Below are 18,238 nucleotides of genomic sequence, written 5' to 3'. Positions count from 1 at the left end.
GTGGCCTTTTACCTGTCTTTCTTTGGGAATGACAACCTAAACAGGCAGGAAACCGCATATGTCTCAGACAGCCGGAATGGCAAAACAGGCACCCCGTAGCATAAGTCACTATCTGCGGGTGCTGGGCCCGGGCATTCTGGGGGCGGCGGCGGCCATCGGCGGCTCTCACCTGGTGGCCTCCACCAAGGCCGGCGCCATTTATGGCTGGCAGCTCGTCGGCCTGATTCTGCTGGTCAACCTGCTCAAATACCCCTTCTTTCAGATCGGCGCCCGCTACACCATGGCCGCCAACGAGAGCCTGATCCAGGGATATGATCGCATTGGCCGGGGTTACCTGCGGCTGTTTACCCTGCTCAACCTGTTTTCGTCAGTGATCAGCACCGCTGGGGTGGCCATGCTCTGTGGCAGTATTCTGGGCCTCTTTATCGGTGACAGCCTGAACGTGACCCAGCTCAGCATGATAGTGCTGGCCGGCTCCCTGGCCTTTCTGATCACCGGGCATTACAAAACCCTGGATCGGGTCACCAAGTGGATTATCGTCGGCCTGGCCATCGCCACGGTTACTGCGGTATTTATCGCCCTCAACCGGGGCGGGGTGGCGACGCCGGATTTTGTTGCCCCCAGTCCCTGGAACCTGGCCTCGGTGGGCTTTCTGGTGGCGCTGATGGGCTGGATGCCGGCGCCTATTGAACTGTCGTCCTGGAGCAGCGTCTGGCTGCGGCAAAAGCAAAAGGATCTGGGCGACGAGCTGGACTACAAGGGTGCCCTGGTCGACTTCAACGTGGGCTACTTTACCTCGACCCTGCTGGCCATCGCCTTTGTCGCCCTCGGCGCCCTGGTGCTGCACGGCAGCGGCGAAACCCTGGCTAGCTCCGGTATCGCTTTTGCCCACCAGTTGGTGAACGTGTATGCCAGTGTGATGGGGGAGTGGAGCCGGTGGCTGATCGCCATCGTGGCCTTTCTGTGCATGTTCTCTACCACGGTCACCGTGCTCGACGGTTACAGCCGGGCGCTGAGCGAATGCCTGGTGCAGTTCGGTCAGCCTCAGGGCAGCGGCCCCACCGGTCACGGCGCCCGTTACACCTATCCGCTGATGGTGGCCATGGGCGTGGTGGCAGCCTTTATTATCATGTTCTTCAAGGGGGCCCTGCTGGCGATGCTGGAGTTTGCCATGATTTCCGCCTTTATCAGTGCCTTGGTGTTTGCCTGGCTTAACTTCCGGCTGATGCAGCTGCCCCAGGTACCGGAACACTACCGGCTGGGTAAAGGCATGGTCGCCCTGAGCCGGATTGGCATTCTGTTTTTTGCCGTTTTCAACCTGCTGTTCGGTTACTGGTATCTGTTTGTAAAATAAGGCCATGAGCTGGTTTGACTGGTTAAGCCCCAAACGCGAGCCGAGCTCGCCGCTGCCCTGGGCACAAGCGCTGGCCGCGTTACCCATACTGCAGGGCCTGAGCGTATCCGAGCAGCAACGCCTGTGTGAGCTGGGTGCCGGGCTGCTGGCGCACAAAACCCTGACTCAGCTCGGCGTGGCCCTGACGCCACTGCAGCAGGCGAAACTGGCGCTGCAGGCGGTGCTGCCCATATTGCACCTGGGGCTGGACTGGTATGCCGGCTTTCACGAGATCATTCTGATCCCGGAGCCGGTGACCCGGCATGACATGGTGCAGGATGAGTTTGGTCTGGTCAGTGAGGTGGAGTCGGTGCACGCCGGCGAGTCCTGGCAGCAGGGGCCACTGGTACTGGCCAGGAGCGAACTCGCCGGCGACGGCGGCTGGGACGGCTATAACCTGATCATTCACGAGTTGACCCACAAGCTCGACATGCTGGGGGGCGAGGCCGACGGCGTGCCGCCCATGCGCCCCGGCATGAAGATGAGCGAGTGGCGCCGTGACTTTCAGGCCGCCTTTGACGAGCAGAGGGTGCGTGCCGAGCGTAATGACGCCCCCATCGACCCTTATGCCGCCACCCATCCGGCGGAGTTTCTGGCGGTCACGACCGAGCTGTTTTTTACCGATCCCCGCTTGCTGCATGACGTCTATCCGGCGGTGTATTGCCAGCTGACGCGCTTTTTTGAACAGGATCCGCTGACGCGGCAACCATTCACCAGTTAACCGGATCCCGTCCTGTCCCCCATTTCCTGCCTTCTGTGATCCTGTTCAACAAATGACCTCTGGGCCGGGATGGGATAAATGATACCTTAGCGATTGAAAGTCAGAGCCTATCGAGGCTCGAGGAAAGATCGATTTATCTTTTTTCGGTTCAGCCAGTATATTGACGTTCGCGCTGTATTTTTCTTACGTTATAGCTTTACGTAAAACTTTTTGTGCAAGTTTTAGTGATTTTTTGTATGCAATTATGCTTAAAAATACAAAATGCATCATTGAATATGCGTAGGTGAAATCGCGCCGTTGTAAAACAACGTCATTTTGTGGCGCAACACAGGCAAGGCTGCCGAGCGGTTGAAGGAACAGCTTGCTGAACACCGGGCGCGAATGCATCCGGTGCGATACCAACATGAATCAGGGAATAACTATGTTAATCGGAATTCCAAGGGAAACGCTCAGCGGAGAGACCCGGGTGGCTGCCACCCCCAAGTCCGTTGAGCAACTGCGCAAACTGGGGTTTGAAGTCAGCGTCGAACGGGGCGCGGGCAGCAAGGCCAGCTTTGAAGACACCGCCTATGAGGCCGCCGGCGCTCAGTTGGCCAGTGCCGACGATATCTGGCAAGCCGCCATTATTTACAAGGTGAACGCGCCCACCGCCGACGAAATTGAGCGGCTGCAGGCGGGGACCACCCTGGTCAGCTTTATCTGGCCGGCCCAGAACCCGGAGCTGGTCGAACAGCTCAAGAACAAGGGCGTGACCGTGCTCGCCATGGACATGGTGCCGCGCATTTCCCGCGCCCAGTCCCTGGATGCGCTGTCGTCCATGGCCAACATCGCCGGCTACCGTGCGGTGGTGGAAGCCGCGCACGAATTTGGCCGCTTCTTTACCGGTCAGATCACCGCCGCCGGCAAGGTGCCGCCCGCCAAGGTACTGGTGATCGGCGCCGGCGTGGCCGGTCTGGCCGCCATTGGTGCCGCCGGCTCCCTGGGTGCCATCGTGCGTGCCTTTGATACTCGCCCCGAGGTCAAGGAGCAGATCAATTCCATGGGCGCCGAGTTCCTGGAGCTGGACTACGAAGAGGAAAGCGACTCTTCCGACGGCTACGCCAAGGAAATGAGCCAGGCCTTTATCGACGCCGAAATGGCCCTGTTCATGGAGCAGGCCAAGGAAGTGGACATTATCGTCACCACGGCGTTGATCCCCGGCAAGCCGGCACCCAAGCTGATCACCGCCGACATGGTGGCCGCCATGGCCCCGGGCTCGGTCATTGTGGATCTGGCCGCCCAGAACGGCGGTAACTGCGAGCTGACCAAACCGGGCGAGCTGTTTGTCTCCGACAATGGCGTCAAGATCATCGGTTACACCGATCTCAACGGTCGTCTGCCGACCCAGTCCTCCACCCTGTATGCCACCAACCTGGTCAACCTGGCCAAGCTGCTGTGCAAGGAAAAGGACGGCAACATCAATGTCGACTTCGACGACGTGGTGCTGCGCAACATGACGGTCACCAAAGACAATGAGGTGACCTTTCCGCCGCCCGCCATCAGCGTATCGGCGGCGCCCAAGGCCAAGGCTGCGGCCCAGCCCGCCGCCGAGCCTCACCCCAAAAAGCCGAGCAACCTCAAATATTATCTGGGCGGTGCCGGCGTGCTGCTGTTCGCCTGGCTAGCGGCGGTGGCCCCGGCAGAGTTTCTGTCCCACATCACTGTGTTCGTGCTGGCCTGTATCGTGGGTTACTACGTGATCTGGAATGTGTCTCACTCTCTGCACACGCCGCTGATGTCGGTGACCAATGCCATCTCCGGCATTATCGTGGTGGGCGCCCTGTCCCAGGTGGGCTCGGGTGGTTTTGTCAGCTTTCTCGCCTTTGTGGCGGTGCTGATCGCCTCAATCAACGTGTTTGGCGGTTTTACCGTGACACACCGCATGCTGAAGATGTTTAGGAAGGGCTGATTAAATGTCACAAGGACTAGTAACTGCATCTTATATCGTGGCCGCCGTGCTCTTTATCATGAGCCTGGCCGGTCTGTCCAAGCAGGAGTCGGCCAAGGCCGGTAACTGGTATGGCGTGGCGGGCATGGCCATTGCCCTGCTGGCGACCATTTTCAATCCCGAGGTCACTGGCCTGGGCTGGATCATCGTGGCCATGGCCATCGGTGCCGCCATCGGTATTCGCTTTGCACTCAAGGTGGAAATGACCGAAATGCCGGAGCTGATCGCCATTCTGCACAGCTTCGTGGGTCTGGCCGCGGTATTCGTGGGCTACAACACCTACATGGATCACGGTGACCTGTCGGGCGCCATGCTCAACATTCACAACACCGAGATCTTCCTCGGCGTGTTTATCGGCGCGGTGACCTTTACCGGCTCCATCGTGGCCTTTGGCAAGCTGCGCGGTCTGGTGTCGTCCAAGCCGCTGACCCTGCCCCATCGCCACAAGCTCAATCTGCTGGCGGTGGTGGTCTCGGCCTTTCTGCTGATCTGGTTTGTACAGGTGGAAGGCTCCACCTTCCCGCTGCTGGTGATGACCCTGATCGCCCTGGCCTTTGGCTGGCACCTGGTGGCCAGTATCGGTGGTGCCGACATGCCGGTGGTGATCTCCATGCTCAACTCCTACTCGGGCTGGGCGGCCGCGGCGGCGGGCTTTATGCTCTCCAACGATCTGCTGATCGTGACCGGTGCCCTGGTGGGCTCTTCGGGTGCCATTCTGTCCTACATCATGTGCCGGGCCATGAACCGCTCCTTTATTTCGGTGATCGCCGGCGGCTTTGGCTCCGACGGCACCGCGGCTTCCAGTGAGGAAGAAGAAGGTGAATACACCGAAGTGAATGCCGAAGACGTGGCCGAGATGCTCAAGGGCTCCAGCTCCGTGATCATCACGCCCGGATACGGCATGGCGGTGGCTCAGGCTCAGTACCCAGTGGCCGAGCTGGTCTCCAAGCTGCGGGCGGCCGGCGTCAAGGTGCGCTTTGGCATTCACCCGGTAGCGGGTCGTCTGCCCGGTCACATGAACGTGCTGCTGGCGGAGGCCAAGGTGCCCTATGACGTGGTGCTGGAAATGGACGAGATCAACGATGACTTCGACGACACCGACACCGTGCTGGTGATCGGCGCCAACGACACCGTCAACCCGGCGGCGTCCGAAGACCCGGCCAGCCCCATCGCCGGCATGCCGGTGCTGGAAGTGTGGAAGGCTCAGCAGGTGGTGGTGTTCAAGCGCTCCATGAATACCGGTTACGCTGGTGTGCAGAACCCGCTGTTCTTCCGCGAAAACAGCGTCATGCTGTTTGGCGACGCCAAGGACAGCGTGGACAATATTCTGCGTGCGCTGTAATTCTCATTACATGCCATTCAAGGGGCGCTTCGGCGCCCCTTTTGTTTTTGGCTGCACCAATACAAAAAAAGAGAGCCGAGGCTCTCTTTTTTTATACACAGGACTTGGTGTGATTACAGCGGTGGACTTAGTTGCCGCGGTAAGTGGAGAAGCCGTAAGGGCTCAGCAGTAGCGGCACATGGTAGTGATCCAGCTTGCCGTCGGCGGAGAAGATCACCGGGATCTCGGGGAAGAAGGTCTCGGTGTCGTGCTGTTCAAACCAGGCACCGGTTTCAAAGGTGACCTTGTAGGTGCCTTTTTCCAGATCCTGACCTTCCGGGTACAGGGCGGTGATGCGGCCCTGCTCGTTGGTGACGGCGCTGTTCAGCTCCACCCAGTTGTCACCCTGCTTCTGCTCCAGAACCACCTTCACATCGGGAGAGGGCAGGCCGTTTTCCAGGTTGAGTACGTGCACGCTCAGCGGGTTGCCGGCGGCGAAAGTCAGGGTGGATACGCCGGCCATCATGGCACCGGCCAGAACATGTTTAAAAGTCATGGCGATTCTCCGTGGTTGTGAGTGAGCAGAGCCTCACCCGTTAATGTGTTCGCCGTGCTTGGCGAGATGGGCTCATCATGCCTGAGTCCGCCTTGCAAACCCCTTACCGCTTTATTACAAAACCGTCATCAAGCCGGAGCAGCCAGAATCGGTGATAAACTTGCGTTCAGTTCATTGCATCAAGCGAGGCCGAGCATGCGTATTCTGGTGGTGGAAGACGAAGCCAAAACCGCAGACTATCTGAGAAAGGGCTTTACCGAATCCGGTTACCAGGTGGAGGTAGCCAAAGACGGCCTGGAAGGGCGTTACCTGCTGGAAGAAAGCACCTTTGATCTGGTGATCCTCGACATCATGCTGCCGGGGCTGGACGGCTGGCAGCTGCTGCAACTTATTCGCGCTAAAAGCGATACCCCGGTGATCTGCCTGAGTGCTCGGGACGCGGTGGAAGACAAGGTGCGCGGCCTGGAGCAGGGCGCCGACGACTACCTGGCGAAGCCCTTTTCCTTTGCCGAGCTGCTGGCCCGGGCCCGCAAGTTGCTGCGCCGGGGCAAACCGGCGGAGCCGTTGTTTTATCAGCTGGCGGATCTGCAGCTGGACCCGTTGGCGCGCCGGGTCAGCCGGGACGGACGGCGCATTGATCTCACCAACAAGGAATTTACCCTGCTGCAGTTGCTGCTCAGCCATCAGGGGGAGGTGTTGTCGCGTACCTATATTGCCTCTCAGGTATGGCACATGAACTTTGACAGCGACACCAATGTGGTGGACGTGGCCATTCGCCGGCTGCGGGCCAAAATTGACGACGGTTTTGAGCCCAGGGTCATTCATACCGTGCGCGGCATGGGCTATGTCTGTGAGGTGCGGGAATGAAGCGGGTGTTGTCGTCATTAAGCCTCAGGCTGGCGCTGATGTTCGCCCTGGTCAGCGCCCTGCTGCTGGGCAGCCTGGGGTTTTATCTTTATTTCTCCCTGGAGCGGGAGCTGGCCTGGCGGGACGATCAAAGTCTGCTGGGGCGCCTTGAACACATGCAGGCCCTGCTCTCCAGCACCGACAGCATTGGCGAGCTGCGCAACCGGCCTACTCTCTACGCCAACATGCTGGGCAACGAAGACAGCCTGCTGTGGGTACTGAACCTCGACGGTGAAGTGCTGATCTCGGTCAATCCGGCCGGACTGGCGGTGCCCGTTGGCCTCTCGGCCGGAGAGACCCGCCTGGGCTATAACCCCGAGGGCAATGCCCGCCTGGCCTGGCGCCGGCTGGAGCTGGAAGGGCGCAGCCTGATGCTGGTGGCGGGCAAGTTGCTGGCGCCCCGTGAGCAGATGCTGGCCACCTATCGGCTGCGGTTGTTGCTGGCACTGGCCGGTGGCGCCCTGGTGGCCTTTGCCCTGGGCTGGCTGGTGAGCCGGCGCGGGCTGTATCCGGTACGGCGGCTGGCGGGTGAAGCCGGGGCCATTGAGGTGAGGCAGTTGCACCGGCGGCTGAATACGCGGCAGTTGCCCGACGAATTACGGGAGCTGGGAGACAGTCTCAACCAAATGCTGGCCCGGCTGGAAGACGGTTTTGGCCGGCTGTCGCGGTTTTCCGAAGATCTGGCCCACGAAATTCGTACCCCGCTCAGCAACCTGGTGGGCCATACCGAGCACAGCCTGCGCCGGCCGCGCAGCACGGAAGAATACGAAACCCTGCTGGCGTCCCACCTGGAGGAATACCAGCGGCTGGCGCGCATGGTCAACAGCATGCTGTTTCTGGCCCGCACCGAGCAGCCTCAGGCCGAAATTCAGCTTGCTCCGGTGACTCTGACGCCGCTGATTGAACAGCTATGCGATTACTTTGAAGGCATGGCGGAAGAGGCCAACATGGCGCTGGTGAACCGGGCCGAGGGCCAAGTGCAGGCCGATGAAGAGCTGCTGCGCCGGGCACTGGCGAACCTGCTGGCCAACGCCCTGCGTTATGGCGAGCCGGGCCAGCCCATCACCATCGGCAGTGAGCAGGTCGAGAATGGCATGGCGATCACAGTACACAACAAAGGCCCGGCCATCGCCGAAGCGCATTTGTCAAAGCTGTTTGACCGCTTTTACCGCTGCGATCCTTCCCGTACCAACAGTGGTGACACCGGTGGCCTGGGGCTGGCCATTGTCGACTCCATCATGCAACTGCACGGCGGCGAGGTGAGCGTACACAGCGACGATGACGGCACCACCTTTACCCTGCGTTTTCCGGCCTGAGCGGCCTTGCTCTACAGTCATTAATCCCTTATTTTCCCAAGGCTGAAGAGAGGAGAATAATAATGACGAGCAAACGCGGGCTGGTGTCGCTGACGCTGCCGGTGATGATGGGATATTTGCCTCTTGGGGCCGTGTTTGGTGTGCTCTGGGTCGATGCCGGGCTCACCTGGTACTGGGCACCGCTGATGAGCGTGCTGGTGTACGCCGGTGCCATGCAATATCTGGCGGTGGGCCTGCTGGCCGCCGGCATCGGCTGGATTGACCTGGCGGTGGCGGCGCTGCTGGTGAACTTTCGCCACCTGTTTTATGGCCTGTCGCTGTACCATTTGCTGCCCAGGAGCGTGATTGGCCGCAACTACTTTATTTTTGGCATTACCGACGAAACCTATTCCCTGCTCAGTGCCTCGGGCAAAGTAAAAGACAGCGAAACCGCGCTCTGGGTGGTGTTGCTGAACCAGAGCTACTGGGTGCTGGGCACCCTGGTTGGCATGGTGCTGGCGCGGGGCCTGCCGCCCGGTCTGCAAGGGCTCGACTTTGCCCTGACCGCCCTGTTTACCGTGCTGGCGGTGGAGCAAATTCGCGCCCAAAAAGACTGGGGCGCGGTGGCCCTGGGAGCGACGGCCGCGGTGGTGGCTGGTGTGTGGGTAAGTGATTACTTCCTGTTGGCGGCCTCCATCATGCTGGTGCTAGTTCTGCTGGCCTGGCCCGAGCGCAACACCAAGGAGAAGGCAGCCCATGTCTGATCTCGATTATTTACTGGCGGCACTGATCATGGCCGGCGTCACCTTTGCCCTGCGCGCCTTTCCCTTCGTGGCCCGGGGGGTTATCGCTCACCATCATCGTATTCAGGTGCTGGGCCGGCGGCTGCCGGTGGCCATGATGGTGCTGCTGACCCTGTATGCCATGGGCGTGCACCACTGGAGCTCTCCCGCCGATGGCCAGGCCCAGATCATTGCCGTGGCGGTGGTGGCCGGGCTGCAGCTGTGGCGGCGCCAGGCGCTCACCAGCATACTGGCCGGCACCCTGGTGTACATGGCATTGGTCAACGGCTGGCTGGGGCTCTGATCCTTTCGCCGTTTTCGGCTATAATTGCCGCCCTTCTTGTTTAAACGGAACCAAACATGAGCATTTCTGTACCTGCCCGCCTGCTGGGAATGGCGGCCCTGTGCCTGAGCGGCCTGACTCAGGCCGAGACTTTTGTCTTTACCGCCATTCCTGATCAGGACGAACGCCGCCTGACCGAGCGCTTTGGCAAAATTGCCGATTACCTGGCCGACAAGCTGGAAGTGGACGTAAAGTACATTCCGGTGAAGAGCTACCCGGCGGCGGTGAGCGCGTTTCGTAACGATCAGGTGCAACTGGCCTGGTTCGGCGGCCTGACCGGGGTGCAGGCCCGGGAACTGGTGCCCGGCAGTGAGGCCATCGCTCAGGGCGCGGAAGACACTGCCTTCGTCAGTTATCTGATTGCCCATGAAAGCACGGGCCTGACTGAAAGTGAGCAGTTACCTGCGGAGCTGGCCGGCAAGCGCTTTACCTTTGGTGACAAGGGCTCCACCTCCGGCCGGCTGATGCCCGAGTTCTTTTTGCGTCAGCATTTTGAGCAGGCCCCCGAGCAGCTGTTCTCCCGGGTGGGCTTCTCCGGCGATCACAACCGTACCATCAGTCTGGTGCAGTCCGGTGCCTATGAAGTGGGCGCGGTCAACTACGCAGTGTGGGACGCCGAGCTGGAAAAAGGCAACATAGACCAAAACAAGGTCAAGGTGATCTGGACCAGCCCCGAGTATCCCGATTACCAGTGGAGCATTCGCGGCGATGTGAACGCCCGCTTCGGTGACGGCTTCAAGGAAAAAGTGAAGCAGGCGCTGCTGGAGATGACCGATCCCGAGCTGCTGGCGGCCTTTCCCCGCTCCGGTTTTGTGGACGCCACCAACGATGACTATGCCCCCATTCGCGACACCGCCGTGGCCATTGGCATCATGGATCCCGCGCAGTAATGAGCGAGCCGGTCAGCCTGTTTCGGTTTCATGAGGCCAGCCTCGGCTATGCCGGCAAGCCCGTGCTCGAGGAGCTGAACCTGGACGTGAAACAGGGCGACAAAATCGCCCTGCTAGGAGAGTCGGGCACCGGCAAAAGCACCCTGCTGCGCCGGCTGCGTGAGCTGCGGCCACAGGAGGTGGCCTGGTGCCCGCAGCAGCCGGGCCTGGTGCCGGTGCTGAGCACCTTTCACAACATCTACATGGGCCGGCTGGCTCATCATCCTTTCTGGTACAACCTGGTTAATCTGGTGAAGCCCCTGACCACGCCAAAAGGGGAGGTCGCCGAGCTGGCCAGCCGGCTGGGGCTCTCCGGGCAGCTCTGGCGCGCCGCCGGCCAGCTCTCCGGTGGGCAACAGAGCCGGGTCAGCCTGGCCCGGGCGTTGTATCAGCAAAAGCCGGTATTTATCGGTGACGAGCCGGTGTCGGCACTGGATGAGCGTCAGGCCGCCGACTTGCTCCGGCTGGTGTGCGAACGCCACCAGACAGTGGTGCTGGCGCTGCATAACGTGGAGCAGGCGCTCACTCACTGCACCCGCATCGTGGGGCTGCGCCAAGGCCGGCTGGTGCTGGATGCGCCCAGTAGCGATCTGACGGCGGCCCAGTTACGGGCGCTCTATTCCTCCTCATGACCTCATCTGCTTCCATGGGCCGTACCAGCCTGCTGTTTGTGGCGCTGGCGCTGCTGTGTTTGCCCTGGGCGGATTTTTCCATTACCGCCGTGGATCCCTGGTTCGAGCTGGGTCGGCTCGGTGCTGGCCTGCTGCTGCCGGCCTGGCCCGAGCCGAGCGTGTTGCTGTCGGCGCTGGCCAATACCCTGGCCTTTGCCCTGCAGGGGGTGGCCCAGGGCGCTGTGCTCGGCCTGGGCCTGGCCTGTGGTTATCGCTCGGCCTGGGTGCGCCGGCTGGCGGCGGGACTTCGGGCCGTGCACGAGCTGTTCTGGGCGCTGCTGTTTATGCAGCTGCTGGGGCTCTCGGCCCTGGCCGGGGTGCTGGCCATTGCGCTGCCCTATGCGGGCACCTTTGCCAAGATCTACGGCGAACTGTTTGAAGAAGCGGATCCGGCCCCGGAACAAGCATTGCCGGCGGGCTTTGGGCGGCTGACCCGGCTCATCTATCTGCAAGTGCCGCTGTGCTGGCGGCAGATGGCCACTTATACCGGTTACCGGCTGGAGTGCGGCATTCGCAGCTCGGCGGTGCTGGGCTTTATCGGTCTGCCGACCCTGGGTTATCACCTGGAATCCCTGTTGCGCCAGGGCTACTACGATGAGGCCGCCGCCTTTTTCTATGCCCTGGTGTTGATCATCGCTACCCTGCGCTGGTGGTTGCGGGGCAGACTGGTGCCGTTTTACCTGCTGGCAGCGCTGTGGTGGTTGCCGCCGGTGGCCAGTCTGAACTGGGCGCTGATGGCCCGTTTTTTTACCGAGGACATCATTCCCGCGCCCCTGCGCAGTGGCGACTGGGCCGGGCTCTGGCCCTGGTGGTGGTCGCTGTGGCAGCAACAGGTGGGGCCAGGGCTTGCCAACACCCTGGTGCTGGCGCTGGTGTCATTGGTGGTCACCGGCGTGCTGGCGTTGCTGTGGTTTCCGACCATCTCCCGGCGTTTCGGCAACGGCGTCAGCCGTCGCGCCAGCCATGGCTGGCTGGTGCTGATGCGCTCGCTGCCGGAATACCTGCTGGCCTTTGTGGGCATGCTGCTGCTGGGGCCGGGCATGCTGCCGGCCATGCTGGCGCTGGGATTGCACAACGGCGCCATTATTGCCCATCTGCTGGGCCATCACCTCAATACCCTGAGCCTGCGCGAGGATGCTCCTCACGGCCTGAACCTGTACTTTTTCGAGGTGCTGCCCCGGCTGTATCGCGCCTTTATGGCCTACAGCCTGTACCGGTTTGAGAACCTCATTCGCGAAACCGCCATTCTTGGCATGCTGGGCATTCCCACTCTTGGGTTTTTTATCGACTCGGCGTTCAGCGAGTTTCGTTTCGACCGGGCCATGGCACTGCTGCTGGTGTGTGCCGGGCTGAATATGCTGGTGGATGTGCTCGCTCGTCACCTACGCCAGCGGCTGCACCTGGGCAGTCGTGCCGAGGTGCTTTAAAGCACCAGCCCGCCATCGATTTTCAGCACCTGCCCGGTAATGTAGCGGGCGCGCTGGCTGGCCAGAAACAGCACCCCTTCGGCAATATCGGCGGGGTCGCCGAGGTGACCGAGGGGAATGCGGGCGATCATTTTTTCCAGTACACGTTCCGGCACCGCCTGGGTCATTTCGGTATTGATAAAGCCGGGCGCGATGCAGTTTGCCCGGATCTGGGCGCCGCCCCGGGCCAGCTCCTTGGCCCAGCCTTTGGTCATGCTGATCACGCCGCCTTTGCTGGCGCCGTAGTTGCTCTGGCCGATGTTGCCGTCGGTACCCACGATGGAGGAGATGCTGACGATGCTGCCGCTTTGGTTCAGCTTCATCAGCGGCAGCATGGCCTGGGTCATCAGGAATACCCCTTTAAGGTTCACATTCAGCACTTGATCCCAGTCGGCTTCGGTCATCTTGTCGAGCAGGGCGTCGCGAGTGATGCCGGCGTTGTTCACCAGAACGTCAAGGCGGCCATGTTCGGCCAGAATGCGGGCGCTGAGCCGGCTCAGCGCTTCGCTGTCGCACACGTCCAGGGGCACGGCGGTAACATTGTCATATTCGCTCAGCCAGGCATCGGCCGGTGCCATGTCGATGTCGCAGGCATACACCCGGGCTGCCCCGGCCTGAGCCAGGGTTTCGCTGATGCAACGGCCCAGCCCGCGAGCGGCGCCGGTGACCACACAGATGTTGTTATGCATATCCCGAGACGTACCGGTCATGATGGAGTCCTTTTAAAAAGAGGTTTCATTGAAGGCTGATACATGAACAGAGGATAGCTTATTTTTTGCGCTGCACAATGAGTCTTATACTTTTTAATTAAAGGTATTTTTAATACCTGTTTTGCGGTGCAAAGCGAGTAGGGAGGCCATGGCTGGAGCGGCAGGCACAAAAAAGCCCGCACAAGGCGGGCTCTTTCAACAGCGTGGGCTGTGTTGCTTACTGACCGTTCCAGGCGGCCACCAGGGCGCGCTCTTCGTCGGTCATGCCGGTGATGTTACCCAGCGGCATGTACTTGTTGGCAACAACCTGCTTCACCCGATCCACCTGCAGCAGCAGGTGCTCTTCGGAGTCCAGCATCACACCCAGAGGCGCGGCGGCAAAGCCGGGCTGAGTGGGGTTGGCGGCGTGACACTGCACACAGCGGGCTTCCATTACGTTCAGCACCTGAGCGGTGGTCACGGTAGCAGCGGCAGGCGCAGCGGCTTCACCGGCAGCAGCGGTCTCGGACTGGGAAGCAGCCGGCGCAGTCGCAGCCGGAGCTGCTACAGGCTTGGGCGCACCCACCCAGATGGCCACCAGGATCAGGGCCACACCGGCAATCGGGTAACCCGGACGGATGTGACCGGCGTGCATCAGTACGAAGTACTGACGGATCAGGGCACCTGCGAAGATGAACAGGGTCATGATCACCCAGGACAGTTCGTGGCTGTAGGTGAAGGAGTAGTGGTTGCTCAGCATCAGCAGCACTACCGGCAGGGTGAAGTAGGTGTTGTGTACGGAACGCTGCTTGCCGCGCTTGCCGTCGATGGGGTTCGGGGTTTCACCGGCTTTCATCGCGGCAACCATGCGGCGCTGGCCGGGAATAATCCAGAAGAATACGTTGGCAGACATGGCGGTGGCCATCACGGCACCGGTCAGCAGGAAGGCAGCACGGCCGGCAAAGATGTGGGTGCTCAGGTAAGCCACAACCACCATCATCACGGCAACGGCCACAGACAGAATGCCGTCGTTTTCCATGTTGGGGCTGATGCGCTTGCACAGCTCGTTATACACGATCCAGCCCAGCAGCAGGAATGCCAGGGCGGCGATGTTGGCCTGCCAGCCGGTCATGTTGGCGGCCCACTCCCAGGGAGAACCGGGGTTAACCAGGTAGAAGCTGGGCTTGGTCAGGTACAGCAGGGTGAACAGACCGAAACCGGACAGCCAGGTGGTGTAAGACTTCCAGAAAGACCAGTGCAGGTCTTCGGGCAGCTGCTCGGGGCTGGTTGCATACTTCTGGTTGTGGTAGAAACCACCGCCGTGCACGGCCCACATTTCACCGAACACGCCTTTCTTCTTGCACTCTTCAGACTTGGGCGGACGCAGGCCGTTGTCGAGCATTACGAAATAAATGGATTCCCCTACCCAGGCGATGGCGGCAATGACGTGCAGCCAACGGAGCAGCAGGTTACCAAAATCCAGCAGATACGCTTCCATGATGGTCTTACCTTCTCTGTTTCATTTTGTATTGATTGAGACCCAAGCGCATCGAAACAGATGCCCTGCCAAGGGCGGGAGCTGAGACCACATGCGCTGTCGTGTGCTTCCAAACTGTATACAGTTCAAAAATTAGACTGTTGACAATTTGTGAGGTGATTTTTTTCAAAAACATGAACTTTGTCAACATTCATTAACAGTTATTTTTCTTGCATTTGCAACCACTTTGCCGGTTTTGGCGCCGTTTAAGCGAATAAAATGACTGTTAATCAAGAGGTTGGAGTTTATCGTTGCCGGCGAGTGCCGAACGGCTTATCGAGCGAACTCAAAGCGGGCAATATCATAGCTCATATGGTTGCGGCTGCAACCTTGGTCGCACGCAAAGTTGCGGACGATGATGGAGTATCTTGTATACACATGAATCTGAATGTCATGTTCAACTGTAACCGTCAGGGGAGAACTGAGCCACCCGGCAGGCCAGCAGATGATGCAGCGGCGCCGGGTCAAAGGCGGGGCTGAGCCGGTCCAGCACATGGGCCAGGCTTTCCAGAGTCGACAGCGCCTGGCCGCCGGGCCCCTTGCGCATGGCATAGCGCCCCGCCGGGGCACGGCTGAAGGTGAGGGCGGGCAGGTCGTTGAGCCAGGGGCTGAGATGACGCAACAGCCGGGTCTTGCGCCAGGTGCCATCGAGCACCACCAGGCCGCCAATGTCGAGGCCGGCGGGCGCGGTGGTGTCGATATCCACCGCCTCGTCACTGGGGTAGAGCAGCCACCAGCGGCCGGTGGCCGGGGGCGGCAGCGGTGCCATGTGCTCGGCTACTCTCCGTTCCAGCCCGGGCAGAGCCCGTTGCAGCAGCGGCACCGTGCTTTTGGCGTGTCTGGCTTCCAGCGGGTGTTGCAGCACCACCACCGGCAGCGGACAGGGCTGGGGATAGGTATCGGCGCACAGGCAGGTACGCACGGGCAGCTGGCAGCGGGGGCAGGTGGCGCGGGACATGAGAGGGCAAAATCCTGGCTGAAAACGACCAATTTTAGCGACGCCGGCAGCGGGGGGAAAGCTGGCGTGGGCATCAGATTGATTGTTAAGCGCCGCCGAATAGGCGAAAATAGCCGCCAGTTCAGTTAAACCCAGCGGATTTCATGTTTTCAGGCTCACCGCCGGCAGCCAAGGTCCGTGTCAACCCAGAAGATAGCACCCATGTCAAACAGCACCATCGCGCAGGAAATTGCCAAGCGCCGTACCTTTGCCATTATCTCTCACCCGGACGCCGGTAAGACCACCATCACCGAAAAGGTGCTGCTGCACGGTCAGGCCATTCAGAGCGCCGGTACCGTCAAGGGCCGGGGCTCGGGCCAGCACGCCAAGTCGGACTGGATGGAAATGGAAAAGGAGCGGGGCATCTCGGTCACCACCTCGGTGATGCAGTTTCCCTACAACGACCGCCTGGTGAACCTGCTCGACACCCCGGGCCACGAAGACTTCTCGGAAGATACCTACCGTACCCTGACCGCGGTGGACTCCTGCCTGATGGTGATCGACGCCGCCAAGGGCGTGGAAGACCGGACCCGCAAACTGATGGAAGTTACCCGGCTGCGTGACACCCCCATCGTCACCTTTATGAACAAGCTCGACCGGGATATTCGCGACCCCATGGAGCTGCTCGACGAGGTTGAAACCGAGCTTAATATCATGTGCGCGCCGGTGACCTGGCCCATTGGCAGCGGCAAGCTGTTCAAGGGGGTTTACCACCTGCACCGGGATGAAACCATTCTGTATCAGTCCGGCCAGGGCCACACCATTCAGGATGTGCGCATTATCAAGGGGCTGGACAATCCCGAGCTGGATGAAGCCGTGGGCGACGGCCTGGCCGACCAGTTGCGGGAAGAGCTGGAGCTGGTGATGGGGGCCTCCAACGATTTTGACCAGGAGCTGTTCCTGTCCGGCGATCTGAGCCCGGTGTTTTTCGGTACCGCCCTCGGCAACTTCGGCGTGGACCACATGCTCGACGGCCTGACCGAGTGGGCGCCGGAACCCCAGCCGCGTCAGACCCACGAGCGGGAAGTGACCGCCGATGATGACAAGTTCTCCGGTTTCGTCTTTAAGATTCAGGCCAACATGGATCCCCGTCACCGGGACCGTATCGCCTTTATGCGCATCGTCTCGGGCAAGTACACCCAGGGCATGAAGATGAAGCACGTGCGCATCGGCAAGACGGTGAGCATTTCCGATGCGGTGACCTTTATGGCCGGCGACCGGGAGCGGGCGGAAGAAGCCTATGCCGGCGACATTATCGGCCTGCACAACCACGGTACCATTCAGATTGGTGACACCTTTACCCAGGGGGAAGAGCTCAAGTTCTCGGGCATTCCCAACTTCGCGCCCGAGCTGTTCCGCCGCATTCGCCTGCGGGATCCGCTCAAGCAGAAGCAGTTGCTCAAGGGCCTGGTACAGCTGTCGGAAGAAGGCGCGGTGCAGGTGTTCCGCCCGCTCGACAACAACGATCTGATCGTGGGCGCCGTGGGTGTGCTGCAGTTTGACGTGGTGGTCGCCCGCCTCAAGGCGGAATACAACGTGGATGCCCTGTACGAGTCGGTCAACGTGTCCACCGCGCGCTGGGTGTATGGCAGTGACGCCAAAAAGCTGGACGAGTTTCAGCGCAAGGTATCCGCCAACCTGGCGCTGGACGGCGGCGACAACCTGACCTATATCGCCCCCACCATGGTCAACCTGAACCTGACCCAGGAGCGCTATCCGGACATTCAGTTCAGCAAGACCCGGGAGCACTAAGGCTTCCGGGTCAGAATGCCGGCCTCGGGGCCGGCATTTTTTTGCCCGCCGTTCTGATACTCTGACATCAGTTCACCGCCATCTGCCCGGATTGCCCATGCTGCTGACCGACACCCACTGCCATTTCGACTTCGACGCCTTTGCCGACGACCGGCCGGCGCACTGGCGCCGGGCCCAGGCGGCGGGGGTGCACCGGCTGGTGATCCCGGGGGTGGAAGAAGCTCAGTGGCCTGGGCTGCCCGCGCTGTGCCGGCAGCTTTCCGGTACCCGTTATGCGCTGGGGCTGCACCCCTGGTGGGTTGAAAGTGCGTCGGCTCAGTGGCAGGAGCGGCTGGTTGCGGCGCTGGACCAGGCTGGTCCGGCCTGCGTGGCCATCGGCGAAACCGGGCTGGATGTGGCCTGCAAGCTGGCCATGACCGAGCAGGAAGACGCCTTTGTGTTTCAGCTTAAACTGGCCTGTGAACGCGGACTGCCGGTGATCATGCACAGCCACAAGGCCCACGACCTGCTGCTGAAGTGGCTGCGCCGCTTTACTCCGGTGGGGGGCGTGGTACACGGCTTTGCCGGCTCGCTGCAACAGGCCGAGGCGTTCTGGAAGCTGGGCATTCATCTGGGCGTGGGCGGCACCATCACCTATGAGCGGGCCCAAAAGACCCGCAACACCATCGCCGCCATGCCCCTTGAGTCTCTGGTACTGGAAACCGATGCTCCCGACATGCCCTTGTGCGGTTTTCAGGGCCAGCCCAACCACCCCGAGCGACTGCCTTTGATACTGCAGGCGCTGGCCGGCATTCGTACCGAGCCAGTGGAGCGGCTGGCGACAGCGCTGGAAAGCAACGCCGGCCGGCTGTTTGCCTGGTAGGAGGTTTTCCGTACACTGGAGCAAGCCACAA

The 18,238-nt window shown here is 60.9% G+C and carries 17 protein-coding genes; 13 read left to right on the top strand and 4 right to left on the bottom strand.

The features are described from left to right. Positions 1–58 precede the first annotated feature (58 nt). The 4 genes from Q9290_RS14690 to pntB all read left to right on the top strand — a co-directional run bounded on the left by Q9290_RS14690 (position 59) and on the right by pntB (position 5,443). Positions 59–1,354 (top strand): NRAMP family divalent metal transporter, encoded by a 1,296-nt coding sequence (locus tag Q9290_RS14690; protein ID WP_306080403.1) that lies wholly within the window; start codon positions 59–61, stop codon positions 1,352–1,354. 4 nt (positions 1,355–1,358) lie between these two features. After that, entirely contained in the window at positions 1,359–2,114 is a 756-nt protein-coding gene (locus Q9290_RS14685) for a M90 family metallopeptidase (protein ID WP_306080402.1), read from the top strand. Between the two features lie 421 nt (positions 2,115–2,535). Further along, positions 2,536–4,062, top strand: coding sequence for a Re/Si-specific NAD(P)(+) transhydrogenase subunit alpha (locus Q9290_RS14680; protein WP_306080401.1), 1,527 nt, complete (start codon positions 2,536–2,538; stop codon positions 4,060–4,062). A gap of 4 nt (positions 4,063–4,066) precedes the next feature. Then, positions 4,067–5,443 (top strand): Re/Si-specific NAD(P)(+) transhydrogenase subunit beta, encoded by a 1,377-nt coding sequence (pntB, locus tag Q9290_RS14675; RefSeq protein ID WP_306080400.1) that lies wholly within the window; start codon positions 4,067–4,069, stop codon positions 5,441–5,443. A 127-nt stretch (positions 5,444–5,570) separates the two neighbouring features. Here the strand turns inward: pntB and uraH are convergent, their stop codons facing one another. Then, positions 5,571–5,978, bottom strand: a complete 408-nt coding sequence (gene uraH, locus Q9290_RS14670) for a hydroxyisourate hydrolase (RefSeq protein ID WP_306080399.1) — start codon at positions 5,976–5,978, stop codon at positions 5,571–5,573. A 195-nt stretch (positions 5,979–6,173) separates the two neighbouring features. On the opposite strand from uraH, the gene Q9290_RS14665 reads away from it, so the two are divergent. The 7 genes from Q9290_RS14665 (at position 6,174) to Q9290_RS14635 (ending at position 12,331) form a co-directional block, all read left to right on the top strand. Continuing rightward, positions 6,174–6,845 carry a heavy metal response regulator transcription factor gene (locus tag Q9290_RS14665; protein ID WP_306080398.1) on the top strand — a complete coding sequence of 224 codons (672 nt, stop codon included), beginning with the start codon at positions 6,174–6,176 and terminating at the stop codon, positions 6,843–6,845. Continuing rightward, entirely contained in the window at positions 6,842–8,200 is a 1,359-nt protein-coding gene (locus Q9290_RS14660; protein ID WP_306080397.1) for a heavy metal sensor histidine kinase, read from the top strand. The genes Q9290_RS14665 and Q9290_RS14660 overlap by 4 nt, the downstream gene beginning before the upstream one ends. A gap of 62 nt (positions 8,201–8,262) precedes the next feature. Next, entirely contained in the window at positions 8,263–8,943 is a 681-nt protein-coding gene (locus Q9290_RS14655; RefSeq protein ID WP_306080396.1) for an AzlC family ABC transporter permease, read from the top strand. After that, a complete protein-coding gene (locus Q9290_RS14650; protein WP_306080395.1) occupies positions 8,936–9,265 on the top strand; it encodes a branched-chain amino acid transporter permease in 330 nt (109 codons plus the stop codon). The genes Q9290_RS14655 and Q9290_RS14650 overlap by 8 nt, the downstream gene beginning before the upstream one ends. Positions 9,266–9,321: 56 nt before the next feature. Next, positions 9,322–10,194 carry a putative selenate ABC transporter substrate-binding protein gene (locus Q9290_RS14645; protein ID WP_306080394.1) on the top strand — a complete coding sequence of 291 codons (873 nt, stop codon included), beginning with the start codon at positions 9,322–9,324 and terminating at the stop codon, positions 10,192–10,194. After that, positions 10,194–10,865 carry an ATP-binding cassette domain-containing protein gene (locus Q9290_RS14640; RefSeq protein WP_306080393.1) on the top strand — a complete coding sequence of 224 codons (672 nt, stop codon included), beginning with the start codon at positions 10,194–10,196 and terminating at the stop codon, positions 10,863–10,865. The genes Q9290_RS14645 and Q9290_RS14640 overlap by 1 nt, the downstream gene beginning before the upstream one ends. Then, positions 10,862–12,331 (top strand): PhnE/PtxC family ABC transporter permease, encoded by a 1,470-nt coding sequence (locus tag Q9290_RS14635; protein ID WP_306080392.1) that lies wholly within the window; start codon positions 10,862–10,864, stop codon positions 12,329–12,331. Before Q9290_RS14640 ends, Q9290_RS14635 begins: the two co-directional genes overlap by 4 nt. Here Q9290_RS14635 and fabG read toward each other — a convergent pair. The 3 genes from fabG to Q9290_RS14620 all read right to left on the bottom strand — a co-directional run bounded on the left by fabG (position 12,328) and on the right by Q9290_RS14620 (position 15,554). Continuing rightward, a complete protein-coding gene (gene fabG, locus Q9290_RS14630) occupies positions 12,328–13,080 on the bottom strand; it encodes a 3-oxoacyl-ACP reductase FabG (protein ID WP_306080391.1) in 753 nt (250 codons plus the stop codon). The genes Q9290_RS14635 and fabG overlap by 4 nt on opposite strands. A gap of 217 nt (positions 13,081–13,297) precedes the next feature. Beyond that, positions 13,298–14,557, bottom strand: a complete 1,260-nt coding sequence (locus Q9290_RS14625; protein ID WP_306080390.1) for a urate hydroxylase PuuD — start codon at positions 14,555–14,557, stop codon at positions 13,298–13,300. A gap of 436 nt (positions 14,558–14,993) precedes the next feature. After that, positions 14,994–15,554 carry a tRNA-uridine aminocarboxypropyltransferase gene (locus Q9290_RS14620; protein WP_306080389.1) on the bottom strand — a complete coding sequence of 187 codons (561 nt, stop codon included), beginning with the start codon at positions 15,552–15,554 and terminating at the stop codon, positions 14,994–14,996. Positions 15,555–15,755: 201 nt separating this feature from the next. On the opposite strand from Q9290_RS14620, the gene prfC reads away from it, so the two are divergent. Both prfC and Q9290_RS14610 read left to right on the top strand, forming a co-directional pair. After that, the gene (gene prfC / locus Q9290_RS14615) at positions 15,756–17,345 is read left to right on the top strand and encodes a peptide chain release factor 3 (protein ID WP_306080388.1); all 1,590 of its coding nucleotides are present in this window, start codon (positions 15,756–15,758) and stop codon (positions 17,343–17,345) included. Between the two features lie 97 nt (positions 17,346–17,442). Next, positions 17,443–18,207 carry a TatD family hydrolase gene (locus Q9290_RS14610; RefSeq protein WP_306080387.1) on the top strand — a complete coding sequence of 255 codons (765 nt, stop codon included), beginning with the start codon at positions 17,443–17,445 and terminating at the stop codon, positions 18,205–18,207. Positions 18,208–18,238 lie beyond the last annotated feature (31 nt).

Source organism: Oceanimonas aquatica (genome assembly GCF_030732065.1).
In the GTDB taxonomy this organism is placed as follows: Bacteria; Pseudomonadota; Gammaproteobacteria; order Enterobacterales; family Aeromonadaceae; genus Oceanimonas.
This window is presented reverse-complemented; position numbering and strand designations above follow the sequence as displayed.

What these genes read in the sequence shown, in the direction of transcription:
- Q9290_RS14620 (WP_306080389.1), bottom strand. Translation starts at nt 15,554, where the DNA reads ATGTCCCGCGCCACCTGCCCCCGCTGCCAGCTGCCCGTGCGTACCTGC.
- Q9290_RS14655 (WP_306080396.1), top strand. Translation starts at nt 8,263, where the DNA reads ATGACGAGCAAACGCGGGCTGGTGTCGCTGACGCTGCCGGTGATGATG.
- Q9290_RS14690 (WP_306080403.1), top strand. Translation starts at nt 59, where the DNA reads ATGTCTCAGACAGCCGGAATGGCAAAACAGGCACCCCGTAGCATAAGT.
- Q9290_RS14635 (WP_306080392.1), top strand. Translation starts at nt 10,862, where the DNA reads ATGACCTCATCTGCTTCCATGGGCCGTACCAGCCTGCTGTTTGTGGCG.
- Q9290_RS14660 (WP_306080397.1), top strand. Translation starts at nt 6,842, where the DNA reads ATGAAGCGGGTGTTGTCGTCATTAAGCCTCAGGCTGGCGCTGATGTTC.
- uraH (WP_306080399.1), bottom strand. Translation starts at nt 5,978, where the DNA reads ATGACTTTTAAACATGTTCTGGCCGGTGCCATGATGGCCGGCGTATCC.
- Q9290_RS14610 (WP_306080387.1), top strand. Translation starts at nt 17,443, where the DNA reads ATGCTGCTGACCGACACCCACTGCCATTTCGACTTCGACGCCTTTGCC.
- Q9290_RS14680 (WP_306080401.1), top strand. Translation starts at nt 2,536, where the DNA reads ATGTTAATCGGAATTCCAAGGGAAACGCTCAGCGGAGAGACCCGGGTG.
- Q9290_RS14625 (WP_306080390.1), bottom strand. Translation starts at nt 14,557, where the DNA reads ATGGAAGCGTATCTGCTGGATTTTGGTAACCTGCTGCTCCGTTGGCTG.
- prfC (WP_306080388.1), top strand. Translation starts at nt 15,756, where the DNA reads ATGTCAAACAGCACCATCGCGCAGGAAATTGCCAAGCGCCGTACCTTT.
- Q9290_RS14665 (WP_306080398.1), top strand. Translation starts at nt 6,174, where the DNA reads ATGCGTATTCTGGTGGTGGAAGACGAAGCCAAAACCGCAGACTATCTG.
- fabG (WP_306080391.1), bottom strand. Translation starts at nt 13,080, where the DNA reads ATGACCGGTACGTCTCGGGATATGCATAACAACATCTGTGTGGTCACC.
- Q9290_RS14645 (WP_306080394.1), top strand. Translation starts at nt 9,322, where the DNA reads ATGAGCATTTCTGTACCTGCCCGCCTGCTGGGAATGGCGGCCCTGTGC.
- pntB (WP_306080400.1), top strand. Translation starts at nt 4,067, where the DNA reads ATGTCACAAGGACTAGTAACTGCATCTTATATCGTGGCCGCCGTGCTC.
- Q9290_RS14640 (WP_306080393.1), top strand. Translation starts at nt 10,194, where the DNA reads ATGAGCGAGCCGGTCAGCCTGTTTCGGTTTCATGAGGCCAGCCTCGGC.
- Q9290_RS14685 (WP_306080402.1), top strand. Translation starts at nt 1,359, where the DNA reads ATGAGCTGGTTTGACTGGTTAAGCCCCAAACGCGAGCCGAGCTCGCCG.
- Q9290_RS14650 (WP_306080395.1), top strand. Translation starts at nt 8,936, where the DNA reads ATGTCTGATCTCGATTATTTACTGGCGGCACTGATCATGGCCGGCGTC.